The sequence below is a fragment of the Caballeronia cordobensis genome, assembly GCF_001544575.2.
Classification (GTDB): Bacteria; Pseudomonadota; Gammaproteobacteria; order Burkholderiales; family Burkholderiaceae; genus Caballeronia; species Caballeronia cordobensis.
The window spans coordinates 178,822-199,001 of the sequence record NZ_FCNY02000010.1; the positions used below are offsets into that span (position 1 = coordinate 178,822).

Genomic DNA, 20,180 nt, shown 5'->3' on the forward strand with positions numbered 1-20,180 from the left:
GTTGAACGGCAACACACGGCGAGGTGTCTACTTGAACTTGATCTCGTAGGACCATTCCCCTTTGACGGGATGACGTTCGACCAGCGTCGCCAATTGAGGCTCGATGAGCGCTGGCATTTCGCCGGGCGTAGTGTCGGGCGCGCGTACGCGCGTCGCACGCGAACCGTTCCACCTTCCCATGTCGCTCGTCGCCCGCGTCCGGCGACACGCCCTCGCCATCGCGTTCATGGTCACCATCGCCGTCGCCCCGGTCGACCATTGGCGGATGAAGCGGTTGCTGCGTGTCGATGCCCGCCATCTGGAGCGCCGCGTAGATGCGCTGAAGCTCGGCCTTGAAACTCACTCGCCACCGCGCCGGTGGCTCGTCGTCGCCCAATAGGGTCATGCCGTTATGAATGACGAGCCCATAGCGCGCAACGAGAAGCGCATCGACGAGCTGCGCTTCCCGTTTGGCTTGCTCCAAGAATGCGGTCGCTTTCATGGTGGCATCTCCCATCAGAAGACGTGCAAGCCTCGCGCCCGGCGCCAAGTAAGACTGGGGCAGGCGAATCGTTGCCAATTCAACGTCGGGCTTGCAATTGAATGCTAAGGGTTTATACTGATCTCGTCTCCTCCATGTCCACCGATATGGATTCAGCCCGCTCAATTGAGCGGGCTTTTTCTCTTCACGGAAAACCAGCCGAGTCGGGCGACAGCGCCGCGCCGGCCCTATCAGCTGACAACAGCTCACCATTCGCGGCCGGCAACGCGGTAAGCCACCTCGATAAGCGTACATCACACGGTCGCATCGCTATTTAAGCTGTGCGCTTTGTACGAGGACATGGCGCTCGTCAAGATCGATCGGGACGTAGCATCGCGCTTTTGAGTGCGTCGAGCCTGGCTGCACCGGTCGCTACGAGGACTGAGCCGACGACTCGCCGCAGATGAGTCGTCTATCCAGGCAGCAAATGCCTATCACGCATCTTGCTGATGAAACATCGAATAAATCGTGTCGCGCAACCACGCAACGCCCGGATCGCTCGTGAATTGTGAATGCGAGTGCACCTGGATCTCGATGGGCGGCAGGGCGAAAGGCAAGGGCAGCATGCGAAAGGCTTTACCGCGATTCAAGCGCCGCGCAATGCTTTTTGGGAAGATGACGGCGAGGTCCGTGTTCGTTACGATCTCTGGCGCCACGACAAAATGCGGCAGTCGGACCACGACATCGCGCTTAAGATTAAGCTCGTCGAGCCATTGTTCGACCATGCGATGGCCCGTCGCGTTGGTGCTCGCGTAGACGTAGCGCAAGGCGGCCAAGTCTTCGCCGGTTGGCCGTGACTTACCTAACGGATGGTTTGCGCGCACCACGCAGACATGCTCGTCGACGAATAACGTCTGGCTCACGCAACCGGCATCGAGGCCCGGCACGTAGCCCAGAGCCAAATCAACTTCGCCGGAGCGCATGGCCGCGCTGACGGAATCCACCGGAACGTTGACCGCTTCGATGCGGATGCCGCGCGCCTCGCGGTCGAGCAGCGCGACCAGCGGCGGCAAAAAAAAGAACTCCGACATGTCCGACATCGAAATGCGGAACACGCGCCGGGCCGTCGCGGGATCGAACTTGGCGAGTTGCTGGACCGCCTCGTTGATGATCGACAACGCCTGCGCGAGCGGCGGATACAGCCGATGCGCGGCGTCGGTCGGGACCATGCCGGTGGGCGCGCGGACGAAAAGTGGATCATCGAAGATTGTGCGTAAGCGCCGTAGCGCATGACTGACCGCGGGCTGCGTCAATTCCAGGCGGTCGCCTGCAGCGGTCAGGCTGCGCAGATCCCAGATGGCGAGGAACACGCGCAGCAAATTCAGATCGGCGATACCGGAGTTGAGCTTCGTCATACACGGTTGACTCACGAACAAGCGCTGGTCGCGCCATGCGGCCATCAATGTGTGGCGAGATTACCGTACATGCTGCGCATTGCAAAATGCGGCGTGGCTCCCTGATACGGAGGCAAGGTATGGAAATCGCGCCGCATCGATTCGCGCACCGGCGAGGCGAGCGCGTCGGCGAGGGCGGACGCATCGTCGAAGACGACCTTGTTACGCTGCATCGCATCCGCGCGCGCGCATGGCAGGCCGCTGGTGCAATCGATGCGCGTGTAGATCTCCAGTTCCCGCAATGCCGGCAAGGTGGACATCAGCGGCGCGTGATGCTGCAGATAATGGGCGAGCCATGCGTCGAAATCTTCCGCTGGCCCTTCGTACGCGACGAGATAAGTGCAACGCTCCAAGCGCGCTTGGTTGGGTGGCGCATGCGGCGCCAGGGCGCGTACGGCCATAACTTGCTGGGTGAAGCGCCCGGCGATCAACGGCTCCCGAAGCGTGCGATGGATCGGGCCATTCAGCCTGGCGCCAGCTTCGAGCGCGGCAAGTTCATCGAAATACAGTTGAATCACGCACGATGGCGCATCGGCCGCCGGCGCAATGCGCGGATCGACGCGTTGTGCTATCGGCTCGTGCACGACCAGGCTACGCAAGCCGTCGATGCACTGTAACGGCGCGATTTCGGGCAGCAATTGCTGTCCGCTCGCACTGATCAAAAAGAGGCAGACTTGCATAGTCACGCCGCCTCACAGGAAGCGGCCGCGCGCGCGAGCCGATGAAACTGTCGGCCGAAGTACACGAGACCGTCGCCGTCTTCGCGCGAGCCAATGTGCTCGACTTGCACGAAAAGCACCGAATGCGAGCCGACTTGCTTGCTGTCGACGATGCGGCCTTCAAGGCTCGCGATTGCATCGTCGAGCACGGGAAGGCGCAGTGCGCCCGGCCGCGAGCTGCAGCGCGCAAAGCGTTCCTCCATCGAGCATCCATCCATGCCTGCAAACACACGTGCCAGTTCCTGCGCGTGCGCGCCCAGAACGTTGATGCACGCGTGGCCGTTACTGAGCAACACATCGTGAATATAGCTCGATTGATTGATGCAGACTAACATCGTCGGCGGCGTATCGGTCACGGAGCACACTGCGCTTGCCGTGATACCGCAGCGTCCGTGCGGGCCGTCCGTGGTAATGACGTTGACGGCCGCGCCGAGCGAGGCCATGGCGTTGCGAAACTGAGTACGCGCTTGATCGTGGGTCATGGCTGGTGTCCGCTGGTTGGCGACTTCAGGGATACGGCGTGATGGGCGGAATGCCGACGAAGAGCGCGCCCGATGCGTCGAAACTGCCTTCGCCGAGGAAGGCGTGTTGCGTGACGACGATCGAGTCGCGTACCAGACGCTGCATCCGGTTTTCGCGATAAATCGCGCCAATGCCCGCCATCTTGTACGCCTGCATCACGATATCGGCGCAGGCGTGCGCCGCGTGCGTCGCCGAAAGACGCAACAAATTAGCTTCTGCAGGCAGCACCGGGTCACCCGCGAGCACCGTGCGCCACGATGCTTCCGCGGACTCGAAGAAGAATGCCCGCGCGCTGCGCAGCTGTGCTTCCGCTTGCGCGAGTCCGGAACGATAGTAGGCACGATCGGCGAGCCGCGGCGCACCAGTCGTGGTCTGCGTCACGCCGGACATCCCAGCCAGCAGGTTGAGCGCAGCGCGCGCCAGCCCGATATTCACCGCCGCATGCACCTGTGCCTGATAGGCGATGGCGGGATACCGATACAACGGTTCATCGATCAGCGGCGTGCCTCCGCGCACGAAAGTCCACTGTTCCTCAACGTACTTGTCTTTCAGACGCAGATCGTGGCTGCCGGTACCCTGCATGCCGACCACGTTCCAGTTATCGACAATCTCGACTTCGCTTGCCCGGAAGACGGCAGTAAAAGGCTTGCCGGCGTTCTTGTCGTCGCTGCCAGCAGGCGCCCCGCCGATCCCTACGCCGATCCAGTCCGCACCTTTGCAGCCGCTGGCGAAGCGCCATTGTCCAGACACGCGGAAGCCGCCGGGCGCGCGACTGGCTTTTTGCAGCGGATATAAGCCGCCCGCGAAGACTTGATCCGGACCGGTCGCATAGATTTGCGCCTGTGTGTCGACCGGCAGTGAGGCAAGGTACGTGCTGGCGGAGCCAAACGCTGCGACCCAGGCAGCCGAGCCGTCCGCGATCGCAATGCGTTCGAGAATCTCGAGGAAGTGCGCAGGCGGCAGCGGGTGGCCGCCGAAACGTTTAGGCGTGCTTGAGCGGAAGATGCCCGCACGCTTCATCTTGCCGACCATATCTCGCGGCACATGAGACAGGGCATCGAACTCGTCGCGGCGGCGCTCGATCTCTTCGATCAGCGCATCAAGCGGCAACGGTCCGGCGTACTCAGGATAGTCGTCTTGTGCATCGACGATGGCTTCGCTTTGAAGGGCATGCATACGTTAACCTCTCGGTCAGTGTTTGTCGAGTTATTCGGGTTGCCGACGTCCATCGGCGCGCATTGCTTTGGGAAACGTCTCGCGTGCCAGCAACGTGGCGACGACGGTGGTCAGCCCCAATACGCCCAGATAGATGGCGACCGGCACCGCACTGTGATAGCGGGCGAGCAGGACGGTGGCGATCATCGGCGAAAGGCCGCCACCGAGTACGGAAGAGACTTCCCGGCCGATACCGAGTCCCGAGAAGCGCAGGTGCACCGGCAACATTTCACTGATAAACGCGGGCTGCGCGCCTTGCAGGATGCCAAGCGTGATGCTGTTCGTGAGGACGAGCGCCGCAACCACCTTCCAGTACTCGCCTGAGCCGAGCAGCGCGAAGTATGGCCATCCGACAAGCACGATGGCTAGCGCGCCGGCGAGGTAAACCGGCTTGCGCCCAACCTTGTCGGTCACCCAGCCGAAGAAGAGCGAAACGGGGATCATCAACAGCATCGAAACGCATAGTCCGCTTAGAATCCAGCTCGACTTGATGCCGAGGAACTGCCCGTAGGCGATTGAGAAAGCGAAGAAGAGGTAGGACGCCGCGCCCTCGCCGAAGCGTAGACCGAATACAGTGAGCACTTCGCGCGGACATTGGCGCAGAACTTCGATGACAGGCATCCGGCTTTCGTGGCGTGTCGCCTTAGCTTCGACGAATGCGGCGCTTTCGCCGACAGAGCGGCGCATCCACAAGCCGAGGAGAACGAGTGCAGCGCTAGCTAGAAACGGAAGGCGCCATCCCCACGTCTGAAAGTCGTCAGCCGGAAGGTTCTGCACCAGAAGGAACGCACCGGTGGACAAGACGAAGCCAAGCGCCGCACCACAGGGGCTCCATGCCGATAGCGCTCCGCGCTTCGATTGAGGTGCGTTCTCGTGAATCAACAAGATACTGCCGCTCCATTCACCGCCGGCCGCGAGTCCCTGAAGGGTGCGCAAAAGAACCAGCATTACGGGCGCCGCAATACCGACCTGCTGATACGTTGGCAAAACGCCCATTAGAAAAGTTGCGGTGCCCATTGTGAGCAATGTAAGCATCATCACGACCTTGCGGCCGTATCGGTCGCCGATATGCCCGCATAGCACTCCGCCGATGGGTCGCGCGATGAAGCCAACCGTGAAGCCACCGAATGCAGCGATGGTGCCCGTCAATGGGTCAGTGCCGACCGGAAAGAACAGCTTGCCAAAGACAAGTGCAGCGGCGGTGCCGTACAAGAAGAAGTCATACCACTCAAGGATTTGACCGAGCACCGCTGTGGTGACGGCCCGGCGCACGTTGCTTGCCGGACGGGCGGATCGGGTTTGTGCGAGCGTGCCTAGATCTGTATTTAGAGCTTCAGGGTTCATGGTGGAGGGAAACATGAGGTGATGGTTCCCGCTTCCCTGATGCTAAAGAAGCGGCGCGGGTCGTATCGATGCGATGGACCCACGATATGAGCCCCGACAGACGCGGTCAAATTCGAGCCAAAAATACACGACATGAATTCGGTGCATATGTCCCTGCGTGCGGTAAGTATTAACCCGTGCTTGGAATGACATACCATTGCGCTTATGTCCCATCATGCATTCGCTCTTTGCCGCGTGGAATTGGCAGACGCACAGCGCGTCGGCATTTTGTTCTGCACCGCCGTGACCCTTCATCGCGAGCATCGAATACGCACACATGGGCCTCGTCTGGCGAACTCTCACGGGCCGCTTGCGTTGCAGACACGGCGCACGACACGGCGGGATATCCTGCTCGACATCGTTACGATGGCTTCAAGTGACCTCGAATCCCGTGCTCATAAAACCTTCGAGCGGTATCATTAGGGGCCGATGGCGGCGGAGGGGAGGGAAGCGTTTGGTGGCAGATTGAGCTGTTCGCACCTGAGAACGGCTTTCCCTTGGATAACGACTTGCGCAAAAGAACAGCGGCGGAACCGAAGGCCCGACTGACGTCGGGTCCGAGCGCTTGCGCAGGCTTGCCGGCGCACCCCCCATTGCCCAGACTGGACTCTTCCTCAAGTACCAGTCACTTGTCCCCGGAGGTTAAGCGAGGTTAAGCGTGGACAGCGCCGCGCGCGCGTTGTGTTCCAGTCTGAAGCAAGCGTTCATTCTCGTTCGGCACCGCCGCTGCTTCAGCGTATTAAGGCAAGCGGCGAACAACACCCTCTGCTTATCCTTTTCGCATGTCCTTGGCTTCGGGGTGGTTGTTGCGGTTGCGCTCGGAAGCCGCTGCACATGGTGAGTGAGGACACGACGTCGAAATGCCGTGACATGTTCGGCGGCCGGCAACGCAACGCCCGAAAATACAAGAAAGAGAAAATTGGATGCGGGCTTTAGTCGCGATGCAGCGTATCGATGACCAGTTCGCGAAACCACCGGATCCCTTCGTCATTGTCAAAGTTGCGATGCCAATGGACGGTGGATTCGATGTCTGGGATTTCCGCCGGCATTGGATATATGGAGAACTGGCCCGTTTCATTGAACATGAGGGCTGCCCCTCTGTGAAGCGTCACCATCCAGTTCGTGCGCCGCAGAATCTGCGGAACAACCGTGAAATGCGGCACTCGCAATGCGATTCGGCGATGCAAGCCTTGAGTGCGCAAGACCTCATCGATGGCCAGGTGGCTGCTGTCGCTCGTCGTCACGGTTACATGAAGAAACTCCAAGAATTTCTGTCTTGATAACGTCCGAACCGGTAACCCAGGGCGCTTGCGCGTCATGCAGACGAACTGATCGCGAAAAAGCAGCGCGTGGTTCGTGACTGGCATCAGCGACGGAAGATTACCGATGGCGAGGTCAATTTGTCCGAGTCGCAGCTTTTCCTCGACTTCGCGCACCGGCACTTGCTCGGCCGATAAACGTACCCGAGGTGCGACGCGCTGCAGTCTTTCACAGATAGGCGGCAGAAACACATGCTCGCCAATATCGGACATGGACAACCGAAACTCGCGCGTGGTGGTTGCGGGATCGAACTGTTCGCTCTCACGCAGTGCTTCGCGGATTGAGGCAATCGCACTGCCCAGAGGCACTGCTAGTCTCTCCGCGGTCGGTGTCGGAAGCATGCCGTCTGGCGTCCGGACAAACAGCGGATCATCGAACAACGACCGCAGCCGTCCCAGCGAATAGCTGATCGTCGGCTGTGACAACTCGAGCCGTTGCCCAGCGCGCGTGAGGCTGCGCTCTTCAAGAATCGCCTGGAACACCCGCAGCAGGTTCAAATCGACCTGGTGGAAATTGACCATGTCTATGCGGCACCAAAAATTGATTGATTTGACCGATATGCTAGCCGATTCTAGACTGGCCTCCACATCGAAAGAGGTCACGAGCTCATGGAATTGATAGAACCGGTCGTTGAACAGCGCACAGCCAATCAGAAGTTCGTTCCGTCCCGCACATTGCCGGCCTTGCTGACAGCGCGCGCCGCACGGAATGGCAATGAACCTCTTTTCTCCGATGGATCGACCGTATGGAGTGGCGCTGATGCCGTCGAGATCGCATCCCGCCGCGCAGGCACACTGGCCGCTCATGGCGTCAAGCGTGGCGATCATGTCGCGCTGCTTTGCGGAAACCGGATCGAGTTTATGGAGATCGTCCTTGGCTGCGGATGGCTTGGAGCTGTTGTTGTGCCCATCAACACGGCCTCACGCGGCCCGCAGCTCGAACATATCCTTCGTAACAGCGGCGCGCGCCTGCTGGTAGCCGAAGCGCAACTTGTCGATGTCGTGCATGCCCTCTCAACGAAAGACCTCCCGCTGCAGCGCATCTGGATCATTGATGAACCGACGGCGGATTCTCTTTCCCCTGCTTACGACACGATTGCAATGCCACCGGCGGCGGATCCCATCGCAGCTGCCGAGATCGGGGACGGAGACCCGTTTGCGGTGCTTTATACGTCTGGCACTTCGGGTTTGTCCAAAGGGGTGATCTGCCCACACGCCCAGTTCTACTGGTGGGGACGTAACACCGGGGGTGGTCTTGGCGTTGTCACGGGGGACGTGCTGTACACCTGCTTGCCGCTGTTCCATACCAACGCGCTCAACAGCTTTTTCCAAGCATTGGTGAACGATGCGCAGTTGGTTGTTGGCCGACGTTTTTCGGCGAGTGGATTCTTCGACGCGCTGGTGGATTCGCAAGCGACCGTTACCTTCGTTCTCGGTGCAATGGTGCCCATTCTGCTAGGCCGGCCGGTAGCGGAGAACGAGCGACGCCACCGGGTGCGCGTCGCGCTTGCGCCGGGCGTGCCGGGGCATTTTCAGAAAGAATTTACGGACCGCTGCGGCATCGCATTGATCGACGGGTACGGCTCAACGGAAACCAACTCTGTGATGGGCGGCGACCTTAGCGCTCACCGCCCCGGATACATGGGTAAGCTGAATCAGGGCTTCGATGCGCGTGTCGTAGATGAACATGACCAACCGGTGCCAGATGGCGAACCTGGCGAACTGATCTTACGTGCCGATGAGCCGTTTTCCTTTGCAAGCGGGTACCTGGGCATGGCGGGTGAAACGGTCAAGGCCTGGCGCAATCTTTGGTTTCACTCGGGCGACCGTGTCATACGGGAAGCGGACGGCTATTACCGATTCGTCGATCGCCAGAAGGACGCCATTCGCCGCCGCGGCGAAAACATCTCCTCATATGAGGTCGAACAGGTCTTGCTGAGCCATCCTTCTGTCGAAACCGCAGCGGTATTCGCAGTGAAATCAACGCTTGCTGAAGATGAAGTGATGGCTGTAATCGGCCTGCGCGATGGCGAGGCGTTAGAGCCGCTCGATTTGGTTCGCTACTGCGAACCGCGACTGCCTTACTTCGCGGTGCCCCGTTATCTTGACTTTGAGCAAGAACTGCCCAAAACGGAAAACGGCAAAATCCAGAAGTTCAAATTGCGCGAGACCGGCGTCACCGCTACAACATGGGATCTCGAAACCTCCGGATATCGGCTCAAGCGTCGCTGAACTGACTGCGGACCTGTTCCCGGAGCCTTTGAGAAGCTCCGGAACAGGACGACCTGTGCAACGCATGCCAAACGAGAAAGCAACATAGAGTACATCCGACGGATGTACAGATGGAGACTCTGATGACCAGCACGCGAACACTTTCTGCAGCAATCACGCCGCGCCAAGAGGCAAGCGAGCCCCTGGCGGCCCTCGTTGATGAACGATCCCTGCGGCGAATCGTATTCGCGTCCGTCGCGGGCAACGCCCTCGAATGGTACGACTTCTTCCTGTACAGCACTGCGGCTGCACTCGTATTTGGCGATCTCTTCTTTCCAAAAGGCGGCGACCCGCTTATCGGCACGCTCGCGGCATTCGCGGGCTTTGCCGTCGGATTTGCCGCACGTCCATTCGGCGGCGCCATCTTTGGCCATATCGGAGATCGCTACGGTCGAAAGAGCGCTTTGGTATGGACGCTTTCGATGATGGGCGGTGCGACATTTCTTATTGGCTTCTTGCCGACTTACTCGCAAGTCGGACTGTGGGCGCCCGCGTTGCTGATGCTTCTGCGCATTGTGCAAGGCATCGCGGCCGGTGGCGAATGGGGCGGCGCCGTACTGATGATCAGTGAGTCGGCACCTCCGGAGAAGCGCGGCTTTTACGCATCAATGAGCCAAATCGGCGTCGGCGGCGGCTTCGTGCTGTCAGCGAGTGTGTTCTTTCTCGTCCAGATGCTCCCAAAAGACGCGTTCTTGACGTGGGGGTGGCGTATTCCTTTCCTGCTTTCGATCGCCATCTTCGGTGTAGGTGTCTACATTCGGTCAAGGCTGCCCGAAAGCGCGGAGTTCGCCAAGGCTGAAGCCGACGGAAGAAAAGCGCGCATGCCGGTGTTCGACGTGATTCGCAAATACCCCAAGGAAATCCTGATGGCGATGGGGCTGCGCGTTGCGGAGAACGGCACGTCATACATTGTCATCGCCTTTTCTCTGGTGTACGGGAAATTCATTGGCGTTCCCAATCAAATCATGCTCGCCGGTGTGATTGTGTCGATGGCCGTCGAACTGGTCACGCTGATGCTGTGGGGCCGCTTGTCCGACCGTATAGGTCGCAAGCCCGTGTACATGATTGGTGCGGTGGGCGTCGTCATATTCGCGCTTCCGTTTTTCTGGCTTCTCGGTACCAAGATCCCGGCACTTATCTGGGTTGCCTTTCTCCTCGGTAATGCTTTCTGCCACGGCGCCATGCTCGGCACGCAACCCGCCCTGATGGGCGAATTATTCAGCACGGAAGTCCGCTACTCGGGCATGGCGCTGGGCCACGAGGTATCGGCGGTCTTTGCGGGTGGCTTATCACCGATGCTGGCGACCGCGCTGCTCGCTCACTACCACGCTGCCTGGCCGGTGGCCTTGCTCATGGCGGCCCTCGGCATGATCACCGTGATCTCACTGTTCTTCACACACGAGACGGTTGCCCGTCGCGAGCGTTAATCGTCACGCTCAAGGAAATCGAACATGACACTCGATCAATGCGAACAAGCACTGCTGGCAGCCGGTGTGGAAGTGCCGTACCGGCGACAGGCGACGTCGGAGTCCACGGGCGATCTGCTTGCGCGAGCGTTCGCCGCCGCCCTCGACGAATCCGGGTTCACGGCGAAAGACATTGACGGGCTCGGCGTAGCGTCTTTCACGCTGGCTCCTGACCATGCCATCGATCTAGCTTGGCGGCTCGGGCTGAGTCCGCGCTGGTGCATGGACGATTGTCATGGTGGAGCAAGCGCCATCAATATGCTGCAGCACGCGATACGCGCCATTCAACATGGCGACGCGAACGTCATAGCGCTGGTGTCCGGCGACCGGTTTGAGCCGGCTGATTTCAAACGCCTGGTCGATCACTACAACGTGACGACGCGCAACTGGCTGCGGCCGCTGGACCTGGGCGGGCCGAACGGACTCTTCGCGATGCTCACGCAGCGTCATGCGAAGCATCACAACTTGACTCGCCGCGACTATGGAGCGCTTTGCGTCGCGCAACGCGCGTGGGCGGGACTGAACCCTAATGCAGTGTATAGAACGCCGCTGACGATCGACGAGTATCTCGAAGCGCCGATCATCGCTGATCCGTTGGGCCGATTCGATTGCGTGCCCGTGGTGAGCGGCGCAAACGCCGTGATCATCGCACGCGCCGATCTCGTGCGCCGCGCACGGAATGTTCGTGTGCGCGCGCTGCAATGCCGCTACAACGGCGATCACCAGACAGGGGATGGCACGCAGACTTCATTGGCCTCGATCGCCGGCGATTTGTGGCGGCAGGCGAGTGTTACACCGGACGATATCGACATGGTCTCGGTCTACGACGACTACCCCGTGATGGCGATTGCACAACTGGCCGATCTCGGCTTCGCACCCGACGGCGACCTGCACACGATGATAGCGCGCATCGAGTCGCGTGACCTGCCGGTGAACACCTCTGGTGGTCAGCTGTCCGCAGGGCAAGCAGGCGCCGCAGGCGGCATGCATGGTCTCGTGGAGGCGTTGACACAGTTGTGCGGACGTGCGGGGGAGCGGCAGGTGCCGGATGCCCGGCTAGCAGTCGTGAGTGGCTATGGAATGGTCGAGTATCGCTATGGCATGTGTGCGAATGCCGTGGTGCTCGAAGCGGTCGAGCGAGGTGTGCAATGACACTTAAAGTATTCCAGTGCAAAGAGTGCGGTTCGACCGTATTTCCTGCGCGCTATGTCTGCTTCGGATGCGGCGGCGCCGAGTGGCGTGAGCGAGTGGCCGAACGCGGCACTATCGACGAACTGACGACCGTGCGCCGTCGCATCGGTGCACAAGACGGCTCCGACGTGCTTCTTGCGAGCGTTACAACGGATGCTGGCCCGATCGTCATCGCGCGACTCGAGCGCGCCATGCGGGCTGGCGACGCCGTCCGCCTTGCAATCGACGAACAGAACCGCGTTCTTGCGCTGCCAATCGCGTGACCAAGGCGGCGACCGTTCGTTGAACGATGCCCACAGAGCGGAGATAAGCGTCAGGATCCATGCAGCTAAACGCGTGCACGGAAAGGCAAATTCAATCAAGCAGGAGAAGGGTGTGACATCTCAATTGGCTTCCACCTCGCGCGACCGGCAGCTGTTGCGCCATTACATCAACGGTGAGTTCGTGGCGAGCGGTACGACCTTTCCGAACGTGAGTCCGGTCGATGGTCGCAAGCTTGCCGATGTTTGCGAAGCGGACGCCGCGCTGGTCGATAGCGCCGTCCGTGCGGCTCACGCGGCGCAGAAGGCTGGCTGGCGGGACACCACGCCGGCGCAACGGGCGGAATGGCTACACAAGATCGCGGACGGCATCGAGGCTCGCTTCGATGAGTTCGTCGCCGCTGAAGTCGCCGATACCGGCCGACCAATTGCTCAGGCCCGCGCCCTCGACATCGCGCGCGGCATTGCAAATTTCCGCACTTTTGGCGACCTGATCCGTACAGCGCACAGTGATTTTTTCGAGACATATGCCGCGGACGGCAGCGAGTTGATCAACTATGTGACGCGCAAGCCGCTCGGCGTGATTGGCATCATCTCGCCGTGGAATTTGCCTCTCCTCTTGTTCACCTGGAAAGTGGCGCCGGCGCTGGCCATGGGCAACTGCGTGGTCGCTAAGCCTAGCGAGGAGACGCCGAGTTCTGCAACGTTGCTCGCCGAGGTCATGCACGATGTCGGCTTGCCGCCCGGCGTCTTCAATCTGATTCATGGGCACGGTCAAGACGCGGCTGGCGAATTTCTGACGCGTCATACGGATATCAGCGCAATCACCTTCACAGGCGAGTCGCGTACCGGCAGCACGATCATGAAGGCCGTTGCGGACGGCGTGAAGGAAGTGTCGTTCGAGCTGGGCGGCAAGAACGCGGCCGTCGTATTCGCGGACGCGGACTTCGATGCGGCGGTCGCGGGTGTTCTCAAATCCAGCTTCACGAATGCGGGCCAGGTTTGCCTCTGTAGCGAGCGGGTGTATGTGGAGCGGCCAATCTTCGAGCGCTTCGTCGCGGCGCTCAAGGAACAGGCGGAAGCACTGCGCGTCGGCGCGCCGGACGATCCTGCCACGACGATGGGACCGCTCATTTCGCGCGGCCATCGCGACAAGGTGCTGTCGTACTTCCGTCTCGCGGTCGACGAAGGCGCGACAGTCGTGACCGGTGGCGACGTACCGACGTTCGGTGACGCACGCGATGACGGCGCATTCGTCATGCCAACCATCTGGACCGGACTGCCCGACGGCGCAAGATGCGTGCGAGAAGAGATTTTCGGCCCGGTCTGCCACATCGCTCCGTTTGACAGCGAAGAGGAGGTGGTGGAGCGCGTCAACGACAGCGCATATGGTCTTGCCGCGAGCGTTTGGACGACGCACCTCGCGCGAGGTCATCGGGTCGCCAAGCAAATCGAAACCGGGATCGTGTGGATCAACGCCTGGTTCGTGCGCGATCTACGAACACCATTCGGCGGCACCAAGCTGTCAGGACTCGGACGCGAGGGCGGCCGTCATTCGCTCGACTTTTATTCGGAACTGACCAACATCTGCGTGAGGATCGCATGAACCTGATCAATGAAGGGCGCGTTGTGCCGGGTAAGGCCACGCCACGAGGCCGTTTTCCCCATATCACACGGGCCGGCAATTTCCTCTTCGTCTCAGGTACCAGTTCACGGCGGCCGGACAACACAATCGATGGCGCATCAGCTGACCAATTCGGTACTGCCTCACTGGATATTCGTCGCCAGACGCGCGCTGTCATCGAAAATATGCGAGACATACTTAAAAGCGAGGGTGCGGATCTCTCGAATCTTGTAGAAATCTCAGCGTTCCTCGTCAATATGAGCGACTTCGGCGGCTATAACGAAGTGTACGGCGAATATTTCGATGAGACGGGCCCGGCCCGAACGACTGTCGCCGTCCATCAGCTGCCGCATCCGCATTTGCTCGTGGAGATGAAGGCAGTTGCGTACATGCCGAGCGTCTGAGGAGGTTCGCGACCCGTATTCTCGACATACCGATTCTTTCAGAGAGACAAACATGCTTGCGTATGGAAAGCCGTTCAATTTCGAACGTTGGATCGACGAGCACGCGCACCTATTGAAGCCGCCGGTCGGCAACCAGCAGGTCTGGCAAGACAGCGACTTCATCGTGACCGTGGTGGGGGGACCGAACTATCGTACCGACTACCACGACGATCCCCTCGAGGAGTTTTTTTATCAGGTGCGCGGCAACGCATACCTCAACGTGTTGCTCGACGGCAAGCGCGAGCGCATCGAACTGAAAGAAGGCGATGTGTTCCTGTTGCCGCCGCACGTCCGTCACTCGCCGCAGCGACCGGAGGCGGGTAGCGCGTGCCTCGTGATCGAGCGTCAACGTCCGGAAGGCACCATGGACGGATTCGAGTGGTATTGCGATGCATGCGGAGAGCTTGTATATCGCGTTGAAGTACAGCTCAAGAGCATCGTCACCGACCTGCCGCCGCTCTTCGACGCATTCTACGCATCCGAAGAGAAGCGTCGCTGTCCACGCTGCGGCGTCGTTCATCCGGGCAAGCAAGGTCGAACCGAATAACCGAACCCGTTTAAAGCGAATCACCATGACAGTACGAATTGACATGCATTCCCACTTCTTTCCGCGAATTTCGCAGAACGAAGCAAGATCGCTCGATCCTGAGCATGCGCCGTGGCTCCAGGTTGAGGCAGACGGCGAGACCGGGATGATCATGACAGGCGAGCGTAAATTCCGACCCGTCTATCGCGCTTTGTGGGATGCCGCCACGCGGATTGCGGAGATGGACAGGTGCGGCGTGGACATCCAGCTGATGTGCGCGACACCCGTGATGTTCGGCTATCGGTACGACGCAACGGCGGCGCATGAATGGGCCATGCGCATGAACGATCGCGCGCTGGAATTCTGCTCGCACGCGCCTCAGCGCCTGATGCCGCTGGCTCAAGTGCCGCTGCAAGACGTCGAACTGGCGTGCCGGGAAGCCACGCGTGCACACCGTGCCGGTCATCGGGGGGTGCAGATCGGCAATCACCTGGGCCCGCGAGATCTCGACGACGATCACCTGGTGACGTTTCTCACCCATTGCGCGAACGACGAAATACCGGTGCTTGTGCATCCCTGGGACATGATGACGGACGGTCGCATGAAAAAGTGGATGTTGCCCTGGCTCGTCGCGATGCCGGCCGAAACACAGTTGAGCATCCTGTCGCTGATTCTCTCAGGGGCGTTCGAACGCATTCCCACGACACTGAAACTTTGCTTTGCCCACGGCGGCGGCAGCTTCGCGTTCTTGCTGGGGCGTGTGCAGAACGCGTGGGAGCAACGAGACATCGTTCGCGAAAATTGCCCCAATCCGCCCGCTTCTTATGTCGATCGCTTCCATGTCGATAGTGCCGTCTTCAGCGATGGCGCCTTGCGGTTGCTCGTGGAGACGATGGGCGAAGACCGTGTGCTGCTCGGCTCCGACTATCCGTTTCCACTCGGCGAGAAGGTGGTTGGCGACCTGGTCACCAATCACCCGCAACTGAGCGACGCAGCGAAGAAGAAAATCCTCGGTGTCAATTCACAACGTTTTTTCAACCTGGCGCCTCAGTCCAGTTCAGGAGGTCGTAATGCAAATTGAAGGCTGCGTGGCATTCGTGACGGGCGCCGACCGCGGGCTCGGTGCGGGTCTGCTCAACGCGTTGCTGGAGCGGGGCGCGGGCAAGGTCTATGCCGGCGTCAAAAAGATGGAAGGCGTCGCGGACGGTGATCCGCGCGTCGTACCGGTTGAAGTGGACATCACGAACATCGAACAGGTGGCGAGCGCGGCGTCGAACGCCAAAGATATCACGCTACTGATCAACAACGCAGGACTGAACCGAACGCAGCCGGTACTGGAGACCAATGACGCGGAAGCGGCGCGTGCCGAGATGGAGGTGAATTACTTCGGCACATTAAACATGATGCGCGCATTCTCGCCGGCGCTCAAATCGAACGGCGGCGCCATCATCAACATTCTTTCGATCCTCGCACGCGTCGCGTTACCGTCCATGGCGTCGCTAAGTGCATCGAAGGCTGCGGCGCTTCGAATGACGGAGGGCGCACGGGCCGAACTCGCGCCGCATGGCGTTCGGGTCATTTCTGTTCTTCCCGGACCGATCGACACGGAAATGAGCCGGAGCATTCCGCCCCCGAAGATCCCGGTCGGAGAAGCAGTCGACGCCGTGCTGTCAGCATTGGAAGGCGGATCGGACGAGGTCTATATGGGCGCGATGGCACAAGAGATCGCTCGTGGACTCGCCGCGGATCGTCAGGCTCTGCATGCGCGCCTCTTGACGCTTTGAACGCACCCGAACCCGCAATAACGTTGCATTGAGTAAAGGACGAAGATCATGAACGGTGAATACATTGACATTGACGCGGGCAACGCCCAAGCCTTTTCCGCGTACCTCGCGCGGCCCCGGCAAGGGTCCGGGCCGGGCTTGATCCTGTTGCAGGAAATCTTCGGCATCAACGCCTATATGAAGGACATGGCCGATCGATTCGCCGAGGAAGGTTATGTGGTGCTGGTGCCCGACCTGTTCTGGCGCATGAAGCGCGGCGTCAATCTGGGGTACACCGGCGAGGACTTTGCCACGGCGCTGCGATATAATGACGAGTTCGACGTTGATCTGGCTGTAACCGATATCGCGTCGACGATCAAGACTCTCCGCTCGCTCGACCAACACGTTGGGAAAGTCGGCGCGGTAGGCTATTGCCTGGGCGGCAAACTCGCGATGCTGGCCGCTGCTCGCACGGAAATCGACTGCGCCGTGAGTTACTACGGTGTGGGGCTCGACGCATACTTAAAAGATGTACCGTCGATCCGATGCCCGATGGTGTTTCATTTTGCTGGTGATGACGCTCTGTGCCCTGAGGCAACACGCGAGACGATCCAGTCAGCACTTTCTGCACTACCTGCGGTCGAGCAATACGTGTATCCAGGGTGTGACCACGCTTTCGCGACTCCGCAACGTGAGCACTTCGACAAGCCGGCAGCAATGATGGCTTATTCGCGAACCATCGCGCTGTTGCGTAAAGTGCTCGGACCGATCTATGACCTGAATTCGCTGTGGGAACTGCACTGCTACCACGAGTTCGACTCGCGCGATGTCGATTCGATCTTGCCGACCATGGTTTCGGCGCCCTACGTTAATCACGTGCCGACCATGACGGGCGGGGTCGGCTACAAGGATCTCAAACGGTTCTATAAGTATCACTTCGTTCACGCCAATCCAGTCGACACTCACTTTATTCCGGTCTCGCGCACCATCGGTGCGGACCGCATTGTCGACGAATTCATTTTCTGTGCAACCCACGATCGTGAGATTGACTGGATGCTTCCAGGGCTGGCGCCAACCGGCAAGTACATCGAGATTCCGATGCTCGCCGTGATCTGCTTCCGGGGCGACAAGTTGTATAACGAACATATCTACTGGGATCAAGCCTCGGTCCTGGTACAGATCGGTGTTCTGGATCCCACGGGACTCCCGATCGCCGGAATTCAGACTGCGAAGAAGATGATCGATGAGACCCTGCCAAGCAACGAGTTGATGAGGAACTGGGAGTCGAGCGCAGGAAAGCCGATCTGAACGCAAGTGCAGCGGGTGGTATCTCGGACGTCGCGCTTGGAACGGTAACGCTTTCTTCAACCGCGAAGTTCCTTTTCGTGTGCAGAGCATCAACCACATCAACCAACAGGCATCGCCATGAGGCTGAAATTAGGTGTACTTTGCGTTTCCTTGCTTGCATCTGCGACCGCGTTCGCTCAGAGTTCCGTAACCTTGTACGGGATTATTTCGAACGGCCTGGGTTACTTTAGCAATCAGGCGGGGCACAGCAATTGGGCGATGATCAGCGGCGCCAACCAGAACAATCGCCTAGGGTTCAAGATAGGAGAGGATCTCGGCGGTGGCCTTACCGCGGTGGCGACTCTGGAGAACGGCTTTGACAGCAATAGTGGCAAGCTTGGGCAAGGCGGGCGAATGTTTGGCCGCCAGGCATTCGTCGGCTTGTCGAGTTCGACCTACGGGACGCTCACGGTCGGTCGACAGTACGACATGCTGTGGGACTATCTGGACCGTATCGAACCCCAAGCCATGGGACCAGGCCTCGGCGTCAGCGTCGGCAGCAACGACAACATCGAAGGCAACTTTCGATACAGCAACTCCGTGAAGTACGCAAGCCCGGTATGGGGTGGATTCGGGTTTGAGTCGCTATATGCGTTCAGCAACAAAGCAGGGAGCTTTCAGCAAAACCGCGCCTTCAGCGCGGGGATCAATTATGCCCTCACGAATCAACGATACTCGCTCGTCTATCTCGATATTGACCATCCCGGGACTGCGAATCCCAACGGCGCGGTTACGGACGACTATGCGGGCGCGCCCTTCGTGTTATTTCATACCAGTCCTCTGAGCGCCTCGGTGGGCGTGCGCAATCAGCGCGTGATCGCCGGTGGGGCGGAGTATGACTTTGAAAAACTCAACTTGGGAGGCCTCGTTTCGGACGTCCGGTACAACTATCTCGACAACACAAGTTTGCATCTTGACAACCTCAGCTTGGTCGGTGTTTACAAGGTGGCCCCGGCCTTTTTCGTGTCGGCAGCCTATCTTTATACCCACGGCAGTTACGGGGGCATCTCATCGAACCCGCACTGGAATCAAGCGCAGGTAAGTTTGGAGTACTTCCTTTCAAAGAGAACGGATGTTTTCGCCTACGCCAACTATATTCGCGCGTCTGGTTCCAACGCGCAGGCCGTCCTGTTCTTGTCGGCTCCGTCGAGTACGAAACAACAAACGGCTGTAGTGGCAGGGATTCGCCACAAGTTTTAACGGGGGCGAAAGGGGCCTTGGCGCAGACTCGGCGCCGATCGGCGCCATTCAAACCGCACAGGTGTTGATGGCTGAACCAGTCAGGTTGATTACGAACCACCTCTACCTCTCCGCTTGGTTTAGCACCGTGCAGGATGTGGAATTGAAAGAAACAACGCTTTGGATGACGGTATGAGCACCATTCTGGAAAGGATTGTTCGACTCAAGACCCGAGAGGTCTGGCTGGCTGCGGAGCGCATGCCGTTGGCCGAACTGAAGAAAGTCGCGACGACGCAAGATGCCAGAGATTTCACTGCTGCGCTGCACGCAAAAAACAGCGATGGTCTGCCTGGGGTGATCGCAGAAGTGAAAAAGGCCAGCCCGGCGCAAGGCATTTTGCGGCCGGATTTCGATCCCGAGAGTATTGCACGCTCATACGAGCGAGCGGGAGCGGCATGCTTGTCGGTGCTCACGGATCGATCATTCTTCTGTGGAAGCGCATCAGATCTTCGCGCCGCGCGCTCGGTCACTCGCCTTCCAGTGCTCAGGAAGGACTTCATCGTGGACGCTTACCAGGTTTGGGAGGCGCGTGCGATGGGTGCGGACTGCATCCTGCTCATCGCGGCGATGCTCGATGTCCGGGCGATGAGGGAGTTCGAAGCTGTTGCGTCCGAACTTGGAATGGCGGTGATCGTGGAGGTCCACAACGCTGCGGAGTTAGAGAAGGGCCTTGTGCTGAAGAGACCTCTCATCGGTGTGAATAACCGCAACCTTGCAACATTCGAGACTTCGATTGCCACAACCACCGCGATTCGGCACTTGATTCCCGACGACCGAACTGTGATTTCTGAGTCGGGCATTCGGACTCGGAACGATGTGGAAAAGCTTCGTTCGATCGGAGTCGACAATTTTCTCGTCGGTGAAGCATTGATTCGAGCCGAGGATCCTGGTGCGGCGCTTGAACGCATGTTCTTCTAGCGGTGTACTGCGTCACCGATATCACATCCGTGGTCGACTATTAAAGAGATGAGAGAGCTT

At 59.5% G+C, this 20,180-nt stretch carries 19 protein-coding genes; 13 read left to right on the forward strand and 6 right to left on the reverse strand.

The genetic code is table 11. The features are described 5' to 3' along the window. Positions 1-103 precede the first annotated feature (103 nt). A complete protein-coding gene (locus AWB70_RS38805; RefSeq protein ID WP_159680272.1) occupies positions 104-379 on the forward strand; it encodes a hypothetical protein in 276 nt (91 codons plus the stop codon). 575 nt (positions 380-954) lie between these two features. Here the strand turns inward: AWB70_RS38805 and AWB70_RS20790 are convergent. The 6 genes from AWB70_RS20790 to AWB70_RS20815 form a co-directional block, all read right to left on the reverse strand. After that, complete coding sequence (locus AWB70_RS20790) at positions 955-1,875, reverse strand: LysR family transcriptional regulator (RefSeq protein ID WP_053572600.1); 921 nt, start codon at positions 1,873-1,875, stop codon at positions 955-957. A gap of 44 nt (positions 1,876-1,919) precedes the next feature. Next, entirely contained in the window at positions 1,920-2,594 is a 675-nt protein-coding gene (locus tag AWB70_RS20795; protein ID WP_053572432.1) for an EthD family reductase, read from the reverse strand. 2 nt (positions 2,595-2,596) lie between these two features. After that, entirely contained in the window at positions 2,597-3,115 is a 519-nt protein-coding gene (locus AWB70_RS20800) for a flavin reductase (RefSeq protein WP_053572433.1), read from the reverse strand. 25 nt (positions 3,116-3,140) lie between these two features. Further along, positions 3,141-4,331, reverse strand: coding sequence for an acyl-CoA dehydrogenase family protein (locus AWB70_RS20805; RefSeq protein ID WP_053572434.1), 1,191 nt, complete (start codon positions 4,329-4,331; stop codon positions 3,141-3,143). 30 nt (positions 4,332-4,361) lie between these two features. Further along, on the reverse strand, positions 4,362-5,714 hold the full coding sequence (locus AWB70_RS20810) for an MFS transporter (RefSeq protein WP_053572601.1): 1,353 nt from the start codon (positions 5,712-5,714) through the stop codon (positions 4,362-4,364). A gap of 971 nt (positions 5,715-6,685) precedes the next feature. Further along, the gene (locus AWB70_RS20815; protein ID WP_053572435.1) at positions 6,686-7,594 is read right to left on the reverse strand and encodes a LysR family transcriptional regulator; all 909 of its coding nucleotides are present in this window, start codon (positions 7,592-7,594) and stop codon (positions 6,686-6,688) included. Between the two features lie 87 nt (positions 7,595-7,681). On the opposite strand from AWB70_RS20815, the gene AWB70_RS20820 reads away from it, so the two are divergent. From AWB70_RS20820 to trpC, 12 genes are all read left to right on the forward strand, one after another. Beyond that, positions 7,682-9,304, forward strand: coding sequence for an ATP-dependent acyl-CoA ligase (locus tag AWB70_RS20820; RefSeq protein ID WP_053572436.1), 1,623 nt, complete (start codon positions 7,682-7,684; stop codon positions 9,302-9,304). 110 nt (positions 9,305-9,414) lie between these two features. Then, on the forward strand, positions 9,415-10,770 hold the full coding sequence (locus AWB70_RS20825) for an MFS transporter (RefSeq protein ID WP_082378250.1): 1,356 nt from the start codon (positions 9,415-9,417) through the stop codon (positions 10,768-10,770). Positions 10,771-10,794: 24 nt separating this feature from the next. Continuing rightward, a complete protein-coding gene (locus AWB70_RS20830; RefSeq protein ID WP_053572437.1) occupies positions 10,795-11,961 on the forward strand; it encodes a thiolase family protein in 1,167 nt (388 codons plus the stop codon). Next, the gene (locus tag AWB70_RS20835; RefSeq protein WP_053572438.1) at positions 11,958-12,263 is read left to right on the forward strand and encodes a Zn-ribbon domain-containing OB-fold protein; all 306 of its coding nucleotides are present in this window, start codon (positions 11,958-11,960) and stop codon (positions 12,261-12,263) included. The genes AWB70_RS20830 and AWB70_RS20835 overlap by 4 nt, the downstream gene beginning before the upstream one ends. Before the next feature lie 112 nt (positions 12,264-12,375). Continuing rightward, a complete protein-coding gene (locus tag AWB70_RS20840) occupies positions 12,376-13,866 on the forward strand; it encodes a 2-hydroxymuconic semialdehyde dehydrogenase (RefSeq protein ID WP_053572439.1) in 1,491 nt (496 codons plus the stop codon). Continuing rightward, positions 13,863-14,288 carry a RidA family protein gene (locus AWB70_RS20845; RefSeq protein WP_075644357.1) on the forward strand — a complete coding sequence of 142 codons (426 nt, stop codon included), beginning with the start codon at positions 13,863-13,865 and terminating at the stop codon, positions 14,286-14,288. The genes AWB70_RS20840 and AWB70_RS20845 overlap by 4 nt, the downstream gene beginning before the upstream one ends. A gap of 52 nt (positions 14,289-14,340) precedes the next feature. After that, positions 14,341-14,874: a 3-hydroxyanthranilate 3,4-dioxygenase gene (locus AWB70_RS20850; RefSeq protein WP_053572440.1), complete on the forward strand. Its 534-nt coding sequence runs from the start codon at positions 14,341-14,343 to the stop codon at positions 14,872-14,874. 25 nt (positions 14,875-14,899) lie between these two features. Beyond that, positions 14,900-15,934: an amidohydrolase family protein gene (locus AWB70_RS20855; RefSeq protein ID WP_053572441.1), complete on the forward strand. Its 1,035-nt coding sequence runs from the start codon at positions 14,900-14,902 to the stop codon at positions 15,932-15,934. After that, positions 15,924-16,637: an SDR family NAD(P)-dependent oxidoreductase gene (locus tag AWB70_RS20860; protein ID WP_053572442.1), complete on the forward strand. Its 714-nt coding sequence runs from the start codon at positions 15,924-15,926 to the stop codon at positions 16,635-16,637. Before AWB70_RS20855 ends, AWB70_RS20860 begins: the two co-directional genes overlap by 11 nt. Before the next feature lie 48 nt (positions 16,638-16,685). Beyond that, entirely contained in the window at positions 16,686-17,924 is a 1,239-nt protein-coding gene (locus AWB70_RS20865; RefSeq protein WP_053572443.1) for a dienelactone hydrolase family protein, read from the forward strand. A gap of 117 nt (positions 17,925-18,041) precedes the next feature. Next, positions 18,042-19,163, forward strand: a complete 1,122-nt coding sequence (locus AWB70_RS20870) for a porin (RefSeq protein WP_053572444.1) — start codon at positions 18,042-18,044, stop codon at positions 19,161-19,163. A 171-nt stretch (positions 19,164-19,334) separates the two neighbouring features. Beyond that, positions 19,335-20,120 (forward strand): indole-3-glycerol phosphate synthase TrpC, encoded by a 786-nt coding sequence (gene trpC, locus AWB70_RS20875; protein WP_053572445.1) that lies wholly within the window; start codon positions 19,335-19,337, stop codon positions 20,118-20,120. Positions 20,121-20,180: the final 60 nt, after the last annotated feature.